This is a genomic window from Rhodococcus sp. ACPA1 (genome assembly GCF_002300195.1).
In the GTDB taxonomy this organism is placed as follows: domain Bacteria; phylum Actinomycetota; class Actinomycetes; order Mycobacteriales; family Mycobacteriaceae; genus Rhodococcus_F; species Rhodococcus_F opacus.
Genome location: NZ_NSDX01000001.1, coordinates 750,328 through 769,304, shown reverse-complemented (window position 1 = coordinate 769,304; position 18,977 = coordinate 750,328). Strand labels below are relative to the sequence as shown.

The 18,977-nt window shown below is 67.6% G+C and carries 17 protein-coding genes; 10 read left to right on the top strand and 7 right to left on the bottom strand.

Going from position 1 to position 18,977, the window contains the following annotated elements:
- Positions 1–35: 35 nt before the first annotated feature.
- Both CJ177_RS03335 and CJ177_RS03330 read left to right on the top strand, forming a co-directional pair.
- Positions 36–3,812: a multifunctional oxoglutarate decarboxylase/oxoglutarate dehydrogenase thiamine pyrophosphate-binding subunit/dihydrolipoyllysine-residue succinyltransferase subunit gene (locus tag CJ177_RS03335; RefSeq protein ID WP_037179071.1), complete on the top strand. Its 3,777-nt coding sequence runs from the start codon at positions 36–38 to the stop codon at positions 3,810–3,812.
- Between the two features lie 17 nt (positions 3,813–3,829).
- Positions 3,830–4,546, top strand: coding sequence for an AAA family ATPase (locus tag CJ177_RS03330; protein ID WP_005239346.1), 717 nt, complete (start codon positions 3,830–3,832; stop codon positions 4,544–4,546).
- On the opposite strand, the gene CJ177_RS03325 is transcribed toward CJ177_RS03330, so the two are convergent.
- Both CJ177_RS03325 and CJ177_RS03320 read right to left on the bottom strand, forming a co-directional pair.
- Positions 4,543–5,511 carry a hypothetical protein gene (locus CJ177_RS03325; RefSeq protein WP_257014368.1) on the bottom strand — a complete coding sequence of 323 codons (969 nt, stop codon included), beginning with the start codon at positions 5,509–5,511 and terminating at the stop codon, positions 4,543–4,545. The genes CJ177_RS03330 and CJ177_RS03325 overlap by 4 nt on opposite strands.
- Positions 5,512–5,604: 93 nt before the next feature.
- Entirely contained in the window at positions 5,605–6,252 is a 648-nt protein-coding gene (locus CJ177_RS03320; RefSeq protein ID WP_005239342.1) for a TetR/AcrR family transcriptional regulator, read from the bottom strand.
- 70 nt (positions 6,253–6,322) lie between these two features.
- Between CJ177_RS03320 and CJ177_RS03315 the strand changes: the two genes are divergently transcribed.
- The 3 genes from CJ177_RS03315 to CJ177_RS03305 are packed head-to-tail and all read left to right on the top strand — an operon-like array spanning position 6,323 to position 9,679.
- Entirely contained in the window at positions 6,323–7,924 is a 1,602-nt protein-coding gene (locus CJ177_RS03315; RefSeq protein ID WP_095867270.1) for an NAD(P)/FAD-dependent oxidoreductase, read from the top strand.
- A complete protein-coding gene (locus CJ177_RS03310; protein WP_005239336.1) occupies positions 7,921–8,751 on the top strand; it encodes an SDR family oxidoreductase in 831 nt (276 codons plus the stop codon). The genes CJ177_RS03315 and CJ177_RS03310 overlap by 4 nt, the downstream gene beginning before the upstream one ends.
- 7 nt (positions 8,752–8,758) lie before the next feature.
- Positions 8,759–9,679, top strand: coding sequence for an alpha/beta hydrolase (locus tag CJ177_RS03305; protein WP_061041033.1), 921 nt, complete (start codon positions 8,759–8,761; stop codon positions 9,677–9,679).
- Here the strand turns inward: CJ177_RS03305 and CJ177_RS03300 are convergent.
- Positions 9,638–10,579: an ABC transporter substrate-binding protein gene (locus CJ177_RS03300; RefSeq protein WP_095867269.1), complete on the bottom strand. Its 942-nt coding sequence runs from the start codon at positions 10,577–10,579 to the stop codon at positions 9,638–9,640. The two genes, CJ177_RS03305 and CJ177_RS03300, sit on opposite strands and share 42 nt — an antisense overlap.
- Before the next feature lie 143 nt (positions 10,580–10,722).
- Here CJ177_RS03300 and CJ177_RS03295 point away from each other — a divergent pair, with 143 nt between their 5' ends.
- From CJ177_RS03295 to CJ177_RS03280, 4 genes are read left to right on the top strand one after another with little or no spacing between them, the layout of a single operon-like run.
- Entirely contained in the window at positions 10,723–11,694 is a 972-nt protein-coding gene (locus CJ177_RS03295; protein WP_061041031.1) for an ABC transporter substrate-binding protein, read from the top strand.
- Between the two features lie 10 nt (positions 11,695–11,704).
- Complete coding sequence (locus tag CJ177_RS03290) at positions 11,705–12,862, top strand: ABC transporter ATP-binding protein (RefSeq protein WP_025432197.1); 1,158 nt, start codon at positions 11,705–11,707, stop codon at positions 12,860–12,862.
- A gap of 4 nt (positions 12,863–12,866) precedes the next feature.
- Positions 12,867–13,565, top strand: a complete 699-nt coding sequence (locus CJ177_RS03285) for an ABC transporter permease (RefSeq protein ID WP_005239327.1) — start codon at positions 12,867–12,869, stop codon at positions 13,563–13,565.
- Positions 13,562–14,266 (top strand): ABC transporter permease, encoded by a 705-nt coding sequence (locus CJ177_RS03280; protein ID WP_005253728.1) that lies wholly within the window; start codon positions 13,562–13,564, stop codon positions 14,264–14,266. The genes CJ177_RS03285 and CJ177_RS03280 overlap by 4 nt, the downstream gene beginning before the upstream one ends.
- Positions 14,267–14,348: 82 nt before the next feature.
- On the opposite strand, the gene CJ177_RS03275 is transcribed toward CJ177_RS03280, so the two are convergent.
- The 3 genes from CJ177_RS03275 to CJ177_RS03265 all read right to left on the bottom strand — a co-directional run bounded on the left by CJ177_RS03275 (position 14,349) and on the right by CJ177_RS03265 (position 17,130).
- Complete coding sequence (locus CJ177_RS03275) at positions 14,349–15,542, bottom strand: NADP-dependent malic enzyme (protein WP_005239312.1); 1,194 nt, start codon at positions 15,540–15,542, stop codon at positions 14,349–14,351.
- Between the two features lie 377 nt (positions 15,543–15,919).
- Positions 15,920–16,279 (bottom strand): hypothetical protein, encoded by a 360-nt coding sequence (locus tag CJ177_RS03270; RefSeq protein WP_005239311.1) that lies wholly within the window; start codon positions 16,277–16,279, stop codon positions 15,920–15,922.
- Positions 16,276–17,130 (bottom strand): PHP domain-containing protein, encoded by an 855-nt coding sequence (locus CJ177_RS03265; RefSeq protein ID WP_025432196.1) that lies wholly within the window; start codon positions 17,128–17,130, stop codon positions 16,276–16,278. The genes CJ177_RS03270 and CJ177_RS03265 overlap by 4 nt, the downstream gene beginning before the upstream one ends.
- A gap of 145 nt (positions 17,131–17,275) precedes the next feature.
- Here CJ177_RS03265 and corA point away from each other — a divergent pair, with 145 nt between their 5' ends.
- Positions 17,276–18,367, top strand: a complete 1,092-nt coding sequence (gene corA / locus CJ177_RS03260) for a magnesium/cobalt transporter CorA (protein ID WP_025432195.1) — start codon at positions 17,276–17,278, stop codon at positions 18,365–18,367.
- Here corA and CJ177_RS03255 read toward each other — a convergent pair.
- Positions 18,364–18,951: a suppressor of fused domain protein gene (locus CJ177_RS03255; protein WP_005239304.1), complete on the bottom strand. Its 588-nt coding sequence runs from the start codon at positions 18,949–18,951 to the stop codon at positions 18,364–18,366. The genes corA and CJ177_RS03255 overlap by 4 nt on opposite strands.
- Positions 18,952–18,977 lie beyond the last annotated feature (26 nt).

Genomic DNA, 18,977 nt, shown 5'->3' with positions numbered 1-18,977 from the left:
CGGGTACCGAAATAGAAACGAGGCGAACACCTGCCGTGAGCAGCAGCTCTACATCCCAGTTCGGACAGAACCAGTGGTTGGTTGACGAAATGTACCAGCGTTTCCAGGACGATCCGTCGTCCGTGGACGCGAGTTGGCACGAATTCCTGACGGATTACTCTCCCGACGCCGCCGCCAAGGCAGGCGCAGCCAACGGACACGGCACGAACGGCACCACCACCGCCGCACCTGCTGCCGCTCCCTCCGCCAAGGCGTCGACTCCCCCGGTTCCCGAGTCCGAGACCGCACCCAAGCCTCAGACCAAGACGGCCAACGGTGCCGCACCGAAGACTGCACCCAACGGTGCAGCTCCGAAGGCTGCTGCCCCGAAGACCGAGGCCCCCAAGAAGGCCGCACCCGCGAAGGAGACCGCGGCGAAGGACGCGAAGGCGTCCGCTCCCGCTCCTGCAGTAGAAGAGTCGAAGGTTCTCCGCGGCGCAGCTGCTGCCGTCGCCAAGAACATGTCGGCCTCTCTGGCCATTCCGACCGCCACCAGCGTTCGCGCCATCCCTGCGAAGCTGATGTTCGACAACCGGATCGTCATCAACAACCACCTCGCCCGTACCCGCGGCGGCAAGATCTCGTTCACGCACCTGCTGGGTTACGCGATCGTGCAGGCGGTCAAGGCGTTCCCGAACATGAACCGGCACTTCGCCGAGATCGACGGCAAGCCCAACGCGGTCACCCCCGCACACACCAACCTCGGTCTGGCCATCGACCTGCCGGGCAAGGACGGCAGCCGGTCCCTCGTCGTCGCCGCGATCAAGAACACCGACACCCACAACTTCACGCAGTTCTACAGCGCCTACGAGGACATCGTCCGGCGCGCGCGTGACGGCAAGCTCACCGCCGAAGACTTCTCGGGTGTCACGATCTCGCTCACCAACCCCGGTGGCATCGGCACCGTGCACTCCGTGCCGCGACTGATGAACGGCCAGGGTGCCATCATCGGTGCCGGCGCGATGGAGTACCCCGCCGAGTTCCAGGGCGCGAGCGACGAGCGCCTCGCCGAGATCGGCGTCGGCAAGCTCATGACGCTCACCTCGACGTACGACCACCGCATCATCCAGGGTGCCGAGTCCGGCGACTTCCTCCGGACCATCCACAACCTGCTGATCAGCGACGAGTTCTACGACGAGATCTTCCACGCGCTGCACATCCCGTACGAGCCGGTCCGCTGGCGCAAGGACGTGCCCGAAGGCGCCGTCGACAAGAACACCCGTGTTCTCGAGCTGATCGCCGCGTACCGCAACCGCGGTCACCTGATGGCCGACACGGATCCGCTGCAGTTCGTCAAGGACAAGTTCCGCAGCCACCCGGACCTCGACGTCCGCACGCACGACCTGACCCTGTGGGACCTCGACCGCGAGTTCAAGGTCGGCGGCTTCCACGGCCAGGAGAAGATGAAGCTGCGCGACGTGCTCAGCGTGCTGCGCGACGCGTACTGCCGCCACGTCGGCGTCGAGTACACGCACATCCTGGAGCCGGAGCAGCAGCAGTGGCTGCAGGACCGGGTCGAGGCGCACCACGTCAAGCCCACGGTCGCTCAGCAGAAGTACATCCTGAGCAAGCTCAACGCTGCCGAGGCGTTCGAGACGTTCCTGCAGACCAAGTACGTCGGCCAGAAGCGCTTCTCCCTGGAGGGCGCCGAGTCCGTCATCCCGATGATGGACGCCGTCATCGACCAGGCCGCCGAGCACCAGCTCGACGAGGTCGTCATCGGCATGCCGCACCGCGGTCGCCTCAACGTTCTCGCGAACATCGTCGGCAAGCCGTACTCGAAGATCTTCACGGAGTTCGAGGGCAACATGAACCCGGCGGCCGCGCACGGCTCCGGCGACGTGAAGTACCACCTCGGCGCCGAGGGCACCTACATCCAGATGTTCGGCGACAACGACATCACCGTGTCGCTGACGGCCAACCCGTCGCACCTCGAGGCGGTCGACCCGGTCCTCGAGGGCCTGGTCCGCGCGAAGCAGGACATCCTCGACAAGGGTGAGGACGGCTTCACCGTCCTGCCGCTCATGTTGCACGGCGACGCCGCGTTCGCCGGTCAGGGTGTCGTGGCCGAGACGTTGAACCTGGCACTGCTGCGCGGGTACCGCACCGGCGGCACCGTGCACATCGTGGTCAACAACCAGGTCGGTTTCACCACCGCCCCGGAGTACTCGCGTTCGTCCGAGTACTGCACCGACGTCGCGAAGATGATCGGCGCGCCGATCTTCCACGTGAACGGCGACGACCCCGAGGCCTGCGTCTGGGTCGCCCAGCTCGCTGTCGACTTCCGGGAGAAGTTCCAGAAGGACGTCGTCATCGACATGATCTGCTACCGCCGTCGCGGTCACAACGAGGGCGACGACCCGTCGATGACGCAGCCGGCGATGTACGACGTGATCGACACCAAGCGCAGCGTGCGTAAGAGCTACACCGAATCCCTGATCGGCCGCGGCGACATCTCGCTGAAGGAAGCCGAAGACGCACTCCGCGACTACCAGGGCCAGCTGGAACGGGTGTTCAACGAGGTTCGCGAACTCGAGAAGTACACGCCGGAGCCCAGTGAGTCGGTCGAGCTCGACCAGGTGCTGCCCACGAAGCTGAAGACGTCCGTCGACGAGTCGGTGCTCGAGCGAATCGGCGACGCGTTCGTCAACGTGCCCGAGGGCTTCACCGTGCACCCGCGCGTCAAGCCGGTCATCGAGAAGCGCCGCGAAATGTCCCGCGAGGGCAAGATCGACTGGGCGTTCGCCGAGCTGCTCGCATTCGGTTCGCTGGTCGACCAGGGCAAGATGGTTCGCCTGTCCGGCCAGGATTCCAAGCGCGGCACGTTCACGCAGCGTCATTCGGTCCTCATCGACCGCAAGACGGGCGCCGAGTACACCCCGCTGCAGAACCTGGGCAGCGAGAACCCCGGCAAGTTCCTGGTCTACGACTCCGCACTCAGCGAGTTCGCCGCCGTCGGCTTCGAGTACGGCTACTCCGTGGGCAACCCGGACGCGCTCGTGCTGTGGGAGGCGCAGTTCGGTGACTTCGTCAACGGCGCGCAGTCGATCATCGACGAGTTCATCTCGTCCGGTGAGGCCAAGTGGGGCCAGCTGTCCGACGTCGTGCTGCTGCTGCCGCACGGCCACGAGGGTCAGGGTCCCGACCACACGTCCGGTCGGATCGAGCGCTTCCTGCAGTTGTGCGCCGAGGGTTCGATGACCGTGGCCGTGCCGTCCACCCCGGCCAGCTACTTCCACCTGCTGCGTCGTCACTCGCTCGACGGAATCCGCCGCCCGCTGGTCGTCTTCACCCCGAAGTCGATGCTGCGGAACAAGGCCGCGGTCTCCGACGTCGAGGACTTCACCACCGGCAAGTTCCGCTCGGTGTTCGAGGAGCCCACGTACGAGACGGGCGACGCCGAACGCGACAAGGTTCGTCGTGTCCTCCTCGTCAGCGGCAAGCTGTACTGGGAGCTGCTGGCGAAGAAGCAGAAGGACAACCGCGAGGACATCGCGATCGTCCGTATCGAGCAGCTGTACCCGGTTCCGAGCCGTCGTCTCCGCGAGACGCTGGACCGCTACCCGAACGCCACTGAGTTCCGGTGGGTTCAGGAGGAGCCGGCGAACCAGGGTGCGTGGCCGTTCTTCGGTCTCGCTCTGCCCGAGTTGCTGCCCGACAAGCTGTCCGGAATCAAGCGCATCTCGCGTCGTTCGATGTCGGCACCGTCGTCGGGTTCGAGCAAGGTGCACGCTGTGGAACAGCAGGAGATCATCGATGAAGCCTTCGGCTGAAGCGTTCAGCTGAGCGTTTGACTGATCTGCCATTGAGCCGGGTCGAGTTCACTCCACGGAGCGGATTCGACCCGGCTTCGTGGTATCTGGACCTGCCCTCGGTGGCGGAACTGTGCGACAACGGGCTGGCATTCGAGCGGCCGGTCACGGTGATCGTGGGTGAGAACGGTGTCGGGAAGTCGACGCTGGTCGAGTCGATCGCCGCGGCCTGGCAGGGCGGGTTCCGCGGGGCGCAGGACCGGTTGTGGTCGGCGGGATCCAGCCCCGAGGACGCGGACCTCGGCACTCACCTCACGTGTGTCGGCGCCCGGCCGCAGCCGTACGGCGGGTGTTTCCTGCGTGCCGAGTCGATGCATTCGCTGTTCGGTGCGGCCGACGAGTCACGTCCCCGTGCGGACGATCCGTCGTTCAACCAGCTCTCGCACGGTCAGTCGTTCCTGCGGTACGTCGCCGACCGTCCGATCGGCGTCGGCCTGTGGATTCTGGACGAGCCGGAGGCCGCGCTGTCGTTCCAGTCCTGTCTGGCGCTGCTGGGCGTGATCGCGGATCTCGCCGAGGAGGGCTCGCAGGTGATCATGGCGACGCATTCTCCCCTCCTCGCCGCCGCGCCCGGCGCCGAGATCTGGGAACTCACCGACGAGGGCATCGACTACCCCGAGTGGAATCAGCTCGACCTCGTCCGCAACTGGCGGTCGTTCCTCGACGGACCCGACCGCTTCCTGCGGCATCTCTAGGCCGGCCCCGCCTGCTGCCCGGCCTCCGCCCGCGACCTCACGGCCCGGACGGCGAGGGCGGTGGCGGCGAGGAGTCCACCGAGGGCGGCGAGGGTGAGCGCGTCGGGGTGGATCAGCGGCTGGCCGCGGAACGCCTGCCAGGTGAGCACGGCGAGCAGCCCGGTGTAGGCGAGCGCCAGCACGGCCATCAGGGAGGCTCGGGTTCCCTCGCTGCGGAGCCAGGGTATCCGCGACGCGAGGACGCTCAGGACGAGGGTGCCGATCAGCATCACCTGCAGGCCGTGCAGTCCGACGAAGTGCGGGATGCGGAGGTCGCCGCCGGACGTGCTCCAGTTGGTGACCGGCAGTCCCGGTTTCGCGTCGGTGACGCCGACGCTGTGCCGCGCGGCGAGTTCGACGACGCGGCCGTTCGCGTCGGTCGTCGTCTGGCGACCCTGGAATCCCATGAGGTAGCCGAGTGCCATCCCGGCCACCGCCAGGAACAGGCCTGCATGGATGGCTCGGGTGAGGGGACGGTCCCCCACGCGCTGGAACAGCAGGATCAGGGCGATCACGAGGTTCGCGACGAACAGTCCGGGGACACCGGTCATGAACACGTACTGGCCGATCGTGTTGACGGCGTCGTCGGACGTGTTGAAGTGGCTGAACGTTCCGCGCGCAGCCTGCACAGCGATGAATCCGACGTCGAGGATGCCGGTCACGGCGAACACCGTTGCCATGGCACGCGTCCATCTGCTGCCTCGGTGCGGGAGGGTCAGCAACCACGCCAGGGTGGCCCCGTAGAGCGTGAAGGAGACCGCGAACTTCAGCGGCTCGAGCCACACGGACACCCCGAGCACGGTCCGGTCGTCGACGAGGAGGCCGACGGCGCACACCAGCGCGAGGGCGGACATCGCGGCGACCATCACCGCCAGCGGCACCTGGCGGGAGGCGACGACGCGGGAGCGGAGATCGAGGGTGGTCATGACGAGAACGCTAGGAACGTCTCGTGCGTGACCACGTCACGCCGGGGAACGAAACCGGTGTCACCCGCGGGTACTACGGGTGTGCCCCGAGTACTAGGGGTGTCGGGTCGTGGTGGCCGACACCAGCGCGGCGGCGATCTCGGGTGCGGCGGCGACGGCGAGCGCGGGAAGCGCCTGAACGTTGAGTTCGATCAGTTCGTCGCGGGTCAGGTGCGGGTCGCGCAGCCAGGTGATCGTGACTTCCTCGACGTAGGCGATCCAGCCCCGGACGGCGAGTTCGACCGCCCGGGTGGGCTCGATCCCGATCGCAGGCAGTTGTTCGAGGGTCCGTTCGGACATCACGGCGCGGGTCTCCTCGAAGACGGCGCGCATGTCCGGGTCGCCACTCGCCGTTCCCCGCAGGAGCGACACGTACGTGCCACGGTTCTCGCTGACGTAGTCGACGTACGACGCGAGCACCGAGCGCAGGATTTGCATCGGATCCCGCGCTTCCCCGACGTACGGGTCGGGGGCGGTGCGGGCGAGCATCTCGCTGCTGGTGTGCCGGACGATCTCGAGGTGGAAGTCGTGCTTGGACGCGAAGTAGTGGAACAGGAGGCCGCGGGAGACACCCGCCTGATCGGCGATGTCCTCGACGGAGATCTGCTCCAACGGGCGCTGTGCCAGCATCTTCGCGCCGAGATCGATCAGTTGCGCGCGCCGTTGTTCGGGGCTGAGACGGGTCCGCTTCACGACGTCCATGAGACAAGACTACTGAATGAAGGTCAATAGGCTATTGACTGCCCCTCAATAGCGCCCTATTGTCTCTTACATGAGTCTCCCCGTCACAGATACTTCCGCCACCACCGCAGGTGTCCGGCACATCGACACGCTGATCATCGGCAGCGGGTTCGCCGGCCTCGGCGCGGCGATCAAGCTGACCCAGGCAGGCAAGATCGACTTCCTCGTGCTCGAACGCGGCACCGATGTCGGTGGTACCTGGCGAGACAACACGTACCCGGGTGCGGCGTGCGACGTTCCCTCACATCTGTACTCCTACTCGTTCGCGCTGAACCCGGAGTGGACACGGTCGTTCTCGACGCAGCCGGAGATCCAGAAGTACATCCAGTCGGTGGCCGACAAGTACAAGGTGCGCGACAAGCACCTGTTCGGCTGTGACGTGCAGTCCGCCCACTGGAACGAGTCGACCACCCGCTGGGAGGTCACCACCACGAAGGGGAACTTCGTCGCGAAGGTCCTCGTGTCCGCGGTCGGCGCGCTGTGCGAGCCGTCCCTCCCCGACATCAAGGGCATCGCAGGCTTCCAGGGCGAGATCTTCCACTCCGCCCGCTGGAACCACGACGCCGACCTGACGGGGAAGCGCGTCGCCGTCATCGGCACCGGCGCCTCGGCCATCCAGATCGTGCCCGCCATCGGCAAGAAGGTGTCGCACCTCGACGTGTACCAGCGCACGGCGCCGTGGATCCTGCCCCGGGCGGACCGCGAGTACACGAAGCTCGAGCACACCGCGTTCAAGTACCTCCCCGGCTTCCAGAAGCTGTGCCGCACCGGCATCTACTGGATGCGCGAGAGCCAGGTCGTCGGACTCGCGAAGGCCCCGGTCTTCATGAAGCCGCTGCAGTTGGCGGCCGAGCGCCACCTGCGCCGCCAGATCAAGGACAAGGATCTGCGCAAGAAGGTCACGCCGAACTTCCAGATCGGCTGCAAGCGCATGCTGATCTCGAACAACTACTACCCCACCCTCGCGCAGGACAACGTCGACCTGGTGACCGACGGCATCGCCGAGGTCAGGGCCAACTCGGTGGTCTCGAAGGACGGCACCGTCCGCGAAGTCGATGCCATCGTCGTCGCCACCGGCTTCCACGTCACCGACTCCCCCACGTTCGAGGGCATCTTCGGCAAGGACGGGCGCTCGCTCGCCGACGTCTTCGACGAGGGCGGACAGCAGGGCTACAAGGGCGCGGCGATCGCGAACTTCCCCAACATGTTCTTCCTGGTGGGTCCGAACACGGGCCTGGGCCACACCTCGATGGTCTTCATGATCGAGTCGCAGCTCAACTACCTCGTCGACGCCCTTCAGACGCTCGACAAGTACGGCATCGGCAAGATCGAGGTCCGTCAGGACGCCCAGGACCGGTACAACGCCGAACTCCAGGAGAAGCTGTCGCACAGTGTCTGGAACAACGGTGGGTGCGCGAGCTGGTACCTCGACAAGCACGGCAACAACACCACGCTGTGGCCGGGCTTCACGTTCCAGTTCCGGAACGAGACGAAGCGCTTCGACCTCACCGCGTACGACAGCGTGGCCACCGCCGATCTGCCCGCACCCGTGCACGTGAACGGCAAGACCCCCGGCCCCGCCGCCATCCCGGCACAGATCGACCTCGACGACGACAAGGTGACAGCACAGTGAGCGAGTTCGCAGGCAAGGTAGTCGTGATCACCGGAGCCGGTTCCGGTATCGGCAGGGCGCTCGCCCTCAACCTGGCAGGCCGGGGTGCCAGACTGGCGATCTCGGACATGGACACGGTCGGGCTCGCCGAGACGGCACGCCAGGCCGAGGCACTGGGCGCCGAGGTCAAGGCCGATCACCTGGACGTCACCCAGCGCGAGGCGGTGCTCGCGTACGCCGACGACGTGCGGGCGCACTTCGGCAAGATCAACCAGGTGTACAACAACGCCGGCATCGCCTACCACGGTGAGTTCGAGAAGTCCGAGTTCAAGGACATCGAGAAGATCATGGACGTGGATTTCTGGGGAGTCGTCAACGGCACCAAGGCTTTCCTGCCGCATCTCATCGCGTCGGGCGACGGCCACGTGGTGAACGTCTCGAGCCTCTTCGGGCTGCTGTCCATGCCGGGTCAGAGCGCGTACAACTCGGCGAAGTTCGCGGTGCGCGGTTTCACCGAGTCGCTGCGCCAGGAGATGCTGATCGCCAAGCACCCCGTCAAGGTGACGTGTGTGCACCCGGGTGGCATCAAGACGGCCATCGCCCGCAACGCCACCGCGGGACCGGGCGAGGACCTCGACACGTTTGCGAAGTTCTTCGACCAGAAACTCGCTCGCACCACTCCGGAGGCGGCCGCGGAGACCATCGTGAACGGTGTCCGCAAGGGCAAGCCGCGCGTCCTGATCGGCGCCGACGCCAAGTTCCTCGACGCCTGGGTGCGGCTCGTCGGACCGAGTTACCAGCGTGTGGTTGCCCTCGTCGCCGGACGAGTCCTCCCCAAGTCGAACTGAGGTACCGATGAGCTTCCACCTGCCGCTGCCGGTCGTCGCGGCGGCCCTCCGGCCCTTCTACCGCCTCAGCCTCGACGCCCGGCTTCCGTACACCGTCCAGAGGGCGATCCTCGACCTCGGCGCTCCGCTGCAGCAGGTCCCTGCAGGTGCCGTCGTCCGCCCGACCTCGCTGGCCGGGCGGCCGGCGGAGCGAATCACGGTGGGAGCCACCGAACGCCGGACCGCCGTGCTCTACCTGCACGGTGGGGCGTACACGATCGGTTCGCTCGCCACGCACCGTTCGCTGGCCGCTCACATCGCCAGGGAATCCGGCAGTGTCGTCTACACCCTCGACTACCGGCTGGCTCCGGAGCATCCGTTCCCGGCCGGGCTCGAGGACGCGGTCGCGGCGTACATGGAGCTGAACACCGAACACGGTTACGAGACAGAGCAACTCGCCATCGCGGGCGATTCGGCGGGCGGTGGCCTGACGGTCGCCACCGCGCGGCGCCTGATCGACCGGCACGGTGTCACTCCGGCCGCGTTGGCGCTGATCGCCCCGTGGGTCGATCCCGGCAGGCGTGACACGTCCCGGGATCGGGATCTCGTGGTCAACACGGCGTGGTCGTTCGACGCCGCCGAGAAGTACCTGGGCAACGGAGACGCACACGATCCGGGTTATGCACCGCTGCACGGAAATCTGGCGGGACTGCCGCCGACGCTGATCCACGTCGGGGTGGACGAGGTGCTCTACCCGCAGATCATGGAATTCGTCGACAAGCTGAACGAGTCGGACGTGGACGTCACGCTCACCGAGTACGCCCGCCTGTGGCACGTCGCCCACCTGCAGGCGTCCCTGGTCCGCGAGGCCGCAGATGCGGTCGCGGAACTCGGGGTGTTCCTGGGTTCACAGATGAGCGTCGAGCCACACCCGCGCCACGTCGGCTGAATCGGCACCACCGCGGACCTGGCCGATCATGTCGGCCAGGTCCGCGGTCGTCAGCTCACCCGCCACGACGTTCAACGCCTTCAGCTGGGCTTCGGTGAGAGTTCCGATCCGGAACAGCGGCACCACGTTCTGTGCGGTGAACACGTGATCGTCGTCGGCCAGCAGCACCAGATCGGCGTCCGAGACGTCCGGTGACGCGGTGGTCACCCCGGCCACCCGCACGGCTCCGTCCGCCGATGCCGGGGCGGCGAGTTCGCCGACGGCGGCGGCGTCGTCGGCGACTGTCCGGGTCTGCGCGAACGTGCAGCCGGCGAGGTCGGGAAGCGCGTCGGCCTCGAACGCCGGGGCGAGCACGGCTGCGCTCCGGCTGCACGAGGGAACGAGTTCGTCCAGGGTGGTGAGATCCAGCTGCCCCGACGTCTGCGAGGTCACGGCCAGCGCCGACCTGTCCTCGGCGGCCGCGAAGTCGGAGATCGAAAGCCCCTGCGGCAGAGCCTTGCTCAACGCCTCGAACACATCGTCCTGTTCCGTCTCCGCCGATTCGGGGTCGTAGTAGCGCAGCAACCGGCCCGTGAACTCCGGCACCAGCGTGACGTTTCCGGCATCGAGCTGTCCGAGGTACGCGGTCCGGTCGCCGAGTCCCCCGTCGGTGACGACCGGCGCCCCGGTCGAACGCAGGGCACCCGCATAGATTTCGGCCAATATCCGGCTCTCCGCGCCGTCACCCGCACCCACCACGATCTCGCCCGGCCCCTGTCCCGCGGAACCGTCGAGGGTCGTGTCACCGCCTGCGCATCCCGACGCCACCCCCGCGACCAGTAGCAGCGCGGACCCGGCGATCAGGGCCCGGAACCATGCCGCCGGGCGCCCGGCCGGTCCGTCTGTGCGTGTGTGTTCCACGTCGCGCCTTTCGTTTACCTCGAGCTGGTCGAAAACCGTGCTCTGTCCGCCCCTATCGTTACACTGGCCAACCGATGGCGCGGACACGCGTCCACCGGTTTCCGTCGGCAGGTCCGGCGCCGGTGACAACGGGAAGGACGCTCATGCGCACCTCACGAATTCTGTCGGGTTTCACCCGCCGCTCCGTTGGCAGTATCGCTCTCGCGACGGTGGCCGTCGTGTCGCTCGCGGCGTGCGGTGGCGGATCCGACCCCCTGTCCGCCGGCGGCGAGGGATCGGGTGACGACCCGAACACGATCATCGTGGGATCCGCGAACTTCCCCGAATCGGAGACGGTCGCGAACATCTACACCGAGGTCCTCCGCGCCAACGGGTTCGACGTGACGACGAAATTCAACATCGGCAGCCGTGAGGCCTACATTCCTGCGCTGAAGGACGGGTCGATCGACGTCATCCCCGATTACACGGGCAACCTGCTGCAGTATCTCGACCCGGATTCGACGGCCACGAGCGCCGCCGATGTGGACGCCGCGCTGCCGGCCGCGCTGGGTTCGGAGCTGACGATCACCACGCCGGCCCCGGCCGAGGACAAGGACGCCGTCGTCGTCACGAAGGAGACGGCGCAGCGCTGGAACCTCACCTCCATCGCGGATCTCGCGGCGCACTCGAACGAGGTGAAGTTCGGTGCACCCGCCGAATTCCAGGAACGTCCCGGTGGCCTGCCCGGCCTGAAGGCCAAGTACGGCCTGGACATCACGGCCGACAACTTCGTCCCGATCGCCGACGGCGGCGGACCGGCCACGGTGGACGCCCTCGCGTCGGGACAGATCACGGCCGCCGACATCTTCACGACGTCCCCGGCGATCGCGCAGAACGGTTTCGTCGTGCTCGCGGATCCGCAGAACAACTTCGCGGCGCAGAACGTCGTGCCGGTGGTGCGCGCCACCAAGTCCTCCGACAAACTGACCCGGGCGCTCGACGCGCTGTCGGCGAAGCTGACCACCGAAGAGCTTGTCGCGCTCAACGATTCCGTCTCGGGTGAGGCGAAAACCGAGCCGGCTGCGGCCGCGAAGCAGTGGGTGACGGACCAGGGGCTCGACAAGCCGGTCTCGTGAGGAGCCTGCCGTGATCACATTCTCGGGAGTCACGAAGCAGTACCCGGACGGCACGACGGCGGTCGACAACCTCGACCTGGAGATCGACGCCGAATCGTTCACGGTCTTCGTCGGGCCGTCCGGCTGCGGCAAGACCACGTCGATGCGGATGATCAACCGGATGATCACCCCGACCGCGGGAACGATCACGGTCGACGGCCGCGACATCGCCCAGACCGACGCGGTGAAGCTTCGGCTCGGCATCGGCTACGTCATCCAGAGCGCAGGACTGCTGCCGCACCGCACGGTGGTCGACAACGTCGCGACCGTGCCGGTGCTGCGCGGCGACTCACGACGCAACGCCCGCAAGGCCGCGTTGGCGGTTCTCGAACGCGTCGGACTCGACCCGGCGCTGGCGTCCCGCTATCCCGGCCAGTTGTCCGGCGGGCAGCAACAACGCGTCGGGGTCGCGCGGGCGCTGGCCGCCGACCCGCCGATCCTGCTGATGGACGAGCCGTTCAGCGCCGTCGATCCCGTTGTCCGCGAAGATCTGCAGGCCGAGATGCAGCGCCTGCAGGCCGAGATGCGCAAGACGATCGTGTTCGTCACCCACGACATCGACGAGGCCGTCAAACTCGGTGACCGGGTGGCGGTCTTCGGACCGGGCGGCCGGTTGCAGCAGTACGACGCGCCCGACACGGTGCTGTCCGCGCCGGCCACCGATTTCGTCGCCTCGTTCGTGGGACGCGACCGCGGGTACCGCGGGCTGTCGTTCCGGACGGCAGATCAGGTTCCGCTGCACACCATCCGGACGGCGACCGAGAAGGAGTTGCCCGCACTCCGGCTCGAACAGGGTGAATGGGTCCTGGTCGTCACGGATGCGGGCGTACCGCGGGGGTGGATCGACGTCACCGGCGTCGAGGGGGCGCGGGCCGGACGGCCCGTCTCCGAATGCACTGCGGCGGGCGGTTCCCTCTTCTCCCCCGGCTCCGACCTGCGGCAGGCCCTGGACGCGGCGATCTCCTCTCCGTCGGGCATCGGAGTGGCCGTCGACGCCGGCGGCGCGGTCACCGGTGGCATCCTCGGCTCCGAGGTGATCGCGAAGCTGGCCGAGCAGCGGGCAGCCGAGGATCGCGCGAGGGGTGAGCACTTCTTCACTGCCCAACCGGCAACCCCGGACGGGCCGTGATCCCATGCGGTGGCTCATCGACAACTTCTCGGTCGTCGTCGACCTGACGAAGACCCATCTCTACCTCGCGCTGGTTCCGCTCCTGATCGGGTTGCTCATCGCGGTCCCGGTCGGGACCGCGATCCGGGGTGCGTCCTGGCTGCGGAAGATCACGCTGATCGTCGCGGGCATCGCGTTCACGATCCCGTCGCTGGCATTGTTCGTGACAATCCCCTCCGTCGTCGGACTGCAGATCCTGGATCCGCTCAATGTGGTGATCGCGCTGACGATCTACTCCACCGCCCTGCTCATCCGCGCCGTGCCCGAGGCCCTCGACTCCGTTCCCGCCGACGTCGTCGACTCGGCCACCGCGATGGGTTTCACACGGCTCCGCCGGGCCCTGACCGTCGAATTGCCCCTCGCGCTACCCGTTCTCGTCGCGAATGTGCGAGTGGTGGCCGTGACCAACATCTCGCTGGTGTCGGTGGGTTCGCTGATCGGGATCGGCGGGCTCGGCACCCTGTTCACCCAGGGCTACCAGCGTGACTACCCGGACCAGATCCTCGCCGGGATCATCGCTATCGTCGTTCTGGCCCTCGCGTTCGACCTGCTGCTGTTCCTGGTGGGCCGGGCACTGACACCGTGGACCCGGCAGCAGAAGGTCCGGCGCACGCCGCTGGTCGCGGGACAGTCGGCGGCCCCGGCCGCAGGGGAGGCTTCGTGAACATCTTCGGCGGCGCATGGGAGTACATCGTCGACCCGGGCAACTGGTCGGGCAGCACCGGAATCGGCGCCCGCATCCTCGAACACCTCTGGTACAGCTTCCTGGCGGTCGCACTGTCCGCGGTGGTCGCAGTGCCGATCGGTCTGATCATCGGACATCTGCGCAAAGGTGACGTTGTCGTGGTCGGTCTGGTCAACGCGCTCCGCTCGCTGCCGACGCTGGGTCTGCTGACGTTCCTGGTGCTGCTGCTCGGGCTGGGTCTGATCCCGCCGATCCTGGCCCTGGTGATCCTCGGAATCCCGCCGGTGCTCGCGGGCACCTACGCGGGTGTCGCGAACGTCGACCGGACGGTCGTGGACGCCGCCCGCGCGATGGGAATGACCGAGTGGCAGGTCCTCACACGTGTCGAGGCCCCGAATGCGCTGCCGCTCATGCTCGGCGGGCTACGCAACGCCACCCTGCAGATCATCGCGACCGCAACGGTCGCCGCGTATGTCAACCTCGGCGGCCTGGGACGCTACATCTTCGACGGACTGGCGCTCCGCCAGTACGACCGGGTGCTCGTCGGTGCGCTGCTCGTGACGATCCTCGCCCTCGTCGTGGACGGCCTGCTCGCGCTGGCGGTGTGGGCGTCCGTTCCGGGGACGGGCCGCCTGCGCCGCAACCCGAGCGCCGAACAGATCGCCGAACGCGCGTCGTAGCGAAGAAGTCGCCCAACGGCAAACACCCCGACACCGGAACCGTGGGTGCGGGTTCCGGATCGGGGTGCTCGACGGATTCTCGCTAGTCGGTGACGCCTTCTGCACGAGCAGCGGCGGCGACTGCCTCCGCGACAGCGGGGGCGACGCGAGGATCGAGCGGGCTGGGAACGATCTTGTCTACAGCCAGCTCGTCACCGACGACCGAGAGGATTGCCTCGGCGGCGGCGAGCTTCATACCTTCGGTGATCCGGCGGGCACCGGCATCGAGCGCACCACGGAACACACCGGGGAAGGCAAGCACATTGTTGATCTGGTTCGGGAAATCCGAGCGTCCGGTGGCCACGATCGCCGCGTGCTTGCGGGCGATGTCGGGGTGGATCTCCGGGTCCGGGTTCGACAGCGCGAACACGATGGAATCCTTCGCCATCGTCGCGATCAGCTCCTCCGGGACGGTGCCCGCGGACACCCCGAGGAACACGTCCGCCCCGTTGAGGGCTTCGGCGGTGCCGCCGCGGCGGCCGGCGGGGTTGGTGCGCGCGGCCAGGTCGACCTTGACCTCGTTCAGGTCCTTGCGGTCGGCGGAGACGATGCCCTTGGAGTCGAGGACGGTCACGTCGGCGATCCCCGCGGCGAGCAGGATGTTCGCGCAGGCGACACCGGCGGCGCCGGCACCGGAGATGACCACCCGCAATTGGTGGAGGTCGCGGTCCTGGACCGTGACCGCACCCTTGAGGGCGGCGAGGACGACGATGGCGGTGCCGTGCTGGTCGTCGTGCATGACCGGGCAGTCCAGGGCCTCGATGACGCGCTTTTCGATCTCGAAGCAGCGCGGCGCGGAGATGTCCTCGAGGTTGACGGCACCGAAGCTCGGGCGCAGCCGGATCAGGGTTTCGACGATCTCGTCGGGGTCCTTGGTGTCGAGGACCAGCGGGATCGAGTTCAGGCCGGCGAAGTTCTTGAACAGGGCGGACTTGCCCTCCATCACGGGAAGGGAGGCGCGCGGGCCGATGTCCCCGAGGCCGAGGACCGCGGAGCCGTCGGAGACGACGACCACGAGGCGGCTGGTCCAGGTGTAGCGGTCGGCGAGGGTTTCGTCGGCGGCGATGGCGCGGGAAACCTGCGCGACGCCGGGGGTGTAGGCGATGGACAGGGCGCGCTGGGTATCGAGGGCGGTCGTGGTCTCGACCGAGAGCTTCCCCCCGATGTGGCCGGCGAAGATCTCCTCGTCGGTCAGCTCGACCTTCTGCGGTGTGGTGGGTTCGGACACGATGGACACGATGACACTCCTGCTAAGTCCAGGCTCACTCGGGGCCGGGTTACTGAGAGGTAACCGTGAGGATCGGCGCTGATCTTCACAGTTACTCCACGAACGACAACTGAGGGTGAAGCTTCCGGGGTGCGCGATCACGATGGCCGCAGAACTTCCGAAGCGTCATGGCACGGGCGGGTGAGCCCTGGCAACACTGCCATAAAACCCCCGCCGAAGGGCGGTGGCGCCGACGTCGGAGTGGTGCTAAGTCTGGCACGAATATCGATGCACAATCAAATTGCCACGAGAGTCAGATGTCTCACGTTTTCTGGCCTCTACCTGTGAGAATAAGTTACCGATGGGTCACTGTGAGAGCCGGTTTCACATAACGCGCCGAGCGTCCGTCAACCCCACCACTGGGTAGCCAGCAGAAGCGCCGCCGCCGCGAGGACGGCGACGGATGCGACCACTGCGACGAGACCGTCGCGGCGGTCCGCAAACCTTTGCGCCACGATCACGAACACGGACGCGGCCACGTGCGCGGTGATGGAGATCGTCCCCGGGCCGGGGAAGCCCCGGCCGCCGCCCACGTAGGCGGAGCCGATCACGACCAGGCAGAGGATCACCACTCCGGCGGCGACGGCCCCGCTGAGGGCGCGCAGCGTGCGGACCACGAGAGGGCTGCGGCGCGGTTCGGTGGCCGTCACCGTCCTCGGGAGGGTGGGACCGTAGGGGTCGTACCGCTCGGACTCGTGCGTGTTCACGCCGAGACCACCTGCACCCCGGATGCTTTCGATACGAGGGTGTCGAATTCGTCGGTGTCCGTCGTGAACTCGCCGAGCCGGATGGCCTTGTTCGTGCCGTGGTAGTCGGAGGAGCCGGTGACGACCAGGCCGAGTTCGTCGGCCACTTCCTGGAGTACCCGAGCGTCGTCCGCCGAGTGGTCGGGGTGATGCACCTCGAGCCCGTGCAGACCGGCTCCCGCCAGGTCTCGGACGTGATCGAGTGACAGCAGCCGTCCCCTCGTGCGGGCACGTCCGTGGGCGAGAACGCTCACGCCCCCGGCCTCCGCCACCAGTTGCACGGCGTCGTCGAGGGGGGTGTCCGACTTGTCGACGAAGTACCGGCCGCGTGGGGCCAGCAGATCCACGAACGCCTCACCGACGCTGCCGACCACACCGGCGCGCATCAGGGCCCGGGCCAGGTGCGGGCGCCCCGCCGCGGGGCCCGCCTCCGCGAGCACCTCGTCGGCATCGATGGGAAGGCCGTCCTCCATCATCAACTCGGCCATCGCGCGGATTCGCACAATCCGCTCGTTCCGCAATCGCTCCCGTTCGCGTGCGAACGCCGCGTGCGCGGGATCGAACAGGTAGGCGAGGAGATGCACCGCGACCGGGCGTCCGTCCTCACCGCGCCCCTCGCAGGACATCTCCATGCCGCGCACCAGCGCGAGCCCCGCGGGCAACGCCGCGACCGCTTCGGCCCACCCCGCCGTCGTGTCGTGATCGGTGATCGCCACGATGTCGAGTCCCGCCGACCCCGCGGCGCGCACCAGGTCCGCCGGGCTGTCGGTTCCGTCGGAGGCCGTCGAATGGGTGTGGAGATCGATGAGCACCAGACCAGTCTGTCAGGTGTCGCGGCACGGGGTCCGAGCGTGCGCCCCGGAAGCCTGGCGTGTCGTGCGACGCCGCCGGCCCGGAGCGGGGCTGACGTACGATTCACCAGCAGCGTTTCCGACTCGACGGTGAAGGGAGGGCCCCGTGCCGTCTGTGCCCTCGCTCCCCAAGCGCGGCAGCGACAAGGATCAGCGCAGCGGTGACAGGGACCCCGGCCCCAGGATCCGCATCCCGACCGCGCGCGCCATCGTCGATTGCGGTGTGTACGTCGACGGCACGAGGCTCCCCGGCAAGTACACGCACCAGGCCGCGATGGCCGAGGTCCGCACACGGGGCGAAGGGTTCGTGTGGGTCGGGCTGCTCGCCCCCGACGAGGGGCAGATGGAGAGCGTGGCCGAGACATTCGGGCTGCATGAATTGATGGTCGAGGACGCCGTCCACGCCCACCAGCGGCCGAAGCTGGAACGCTACGACGACGTGCTGTTCCTGGTACTGAGGACGGTCAATTACGTGCCGCACGAGTCGGTGGCCACCGCCAGCGAGATCGTCGAGACCGGCGAGATCATGGTGTTCGTCGGCGCCGACTTCGTCATCACCGTGCGGCACGGTGACCATTCCCCGCTCGCGAACGTCCGCCATGCGCTGGAGGCGAACCAGGAGCGGCTCGCCCTGGGTCCGTACGCGGTGCTGCACGCGGTCGCGGACCACGTGGTGGACACGTACCTCGAGGTCACCCAGGCCATCGAGGAGGACGTCGACGGCATGGAGGAGGCGGTGTTCAGTCCGCGCAGCAGCGTCGCGGTCGAACACATCTACCTTCTCAAGCGCGAGATCGTCGAACTCCGCAAGTCGGTGAACCCGCTGTCCAATCCGCTGCTCCGGCTGACGCGATCCCCGGGCAATCCGGTGCCGAAGGAGATCCGCCGCTACTTCCGCGACGTCCTCGACCACCACACCACCGTCGCCGAGCGGATCGCCGAATACGACGAGGTCCTCAGTTCACTCGTCGATGCCGCCCTTGCGAAGATCGCCGTGCAGCAGAACACCGACATGCGCAAGATCTCGGCGTGGGTGGCCATCGCGGCCGTGCCGACGATGATCGCGGGCATCTACGGCATGAACTTCGACAACATGCCCGAACTACATTGGCAGTACGGCTATCACGGCGTGGTGTTCGTGATCGCGTCGGTGACGGTGGGCCTGTTCGTCACGTTCCGCCGGAACCACTGGCTCTAGAGGGACGCTGCTCCGCGGTGCGGATCGCGGACGTCGATGCCCGCCTCCGCCCAGGCGTCGCGCAGTGCGCCGGCGCCGCGCAGTCGGACCCACGCCGCCTCGGTGCCGGTGATCGGCACGACCGCGAGGAACCGCACGGCCTCCGCGGGTTCGGGCAGCGGGAGGTCGGGGATGGTCGACTCACCGAGCAGCACGGCGGTGAACGGTGTGTCCTTCCACAGCGGCTCCCCCACGTCGAGCAAGGCGTCCTCGACGAGAACCACGCCTTCCACCGAGGGCGCCGCCGCCAGGACCGCGAGTGTGCGCGCCACTCCCGACGCCACCCCGGCCCCGCCGCGCAGGGTGAGGATCAGTTCGGCGCGGGGGCCACGGAGAGGGTCGGCCACCAGCTCACCGGGGTCGCCCATCGGGTGCCGGGAGCACCCCAGGGTCACATAGCGAACCAGATCCTCGTCGTCGGGTGCGAACCGCAGCACGTCCAGCGGCTCGACGCCCAGGAACGTCACCGATGCCGCAGTCGGCTCCGGTCCCCCGATCTGCCCCAGCAGGTGCGCGCGAACAGAGGCCACAACGCTGTCAGTCACCCCGCAATCAAACCACCGAAGCCGCT

Coding starts and splice junctions, on each gene's coding strand:
- CJ177_RS03325 (WP_257014368.1), bottom strand. CDS start 5,511: ATGACCACCCTCGATCTCCGCTCCCGCGTCGTCGCCTCCCGCCAGGTG.
- CJ177_RS03295 (WP_061041031.1), top strand. CDS start 10,723: ATGCGCACCTCACGAATTCTGTCGGGTTTCACCCGCCGCTCCGTTGGC.
- CJ177_RS03315 (WP_095867270.1), top strand. CDS start 6,323: ATGAGTCTCCCCGTCACAGATACTTCCGCCACCACCGCAGGTGTCCGG.
- CJ177_RS03320 (WP_005239342.1), bottom strand. CDS start 6,252: ATGGACGTCGTGAAGCGGACCCGTCTCAGCCCCGAACAACGGCGCGCG.
- CJ177_RS03305 (WP_061041033.1), top strand. CDS start 8,759: ATGAGCTTCCACCTGCCGCTGCCGGTCGTCGCGGCGGCCCTCCGGCCC.
- CJ177_RS03285 (WP_005239327.1), top strand. CDS start 12,867: ATGCGGTGGCTCATCGACAACTTCTCGGTCGTCGTCGACCTGACGAAG.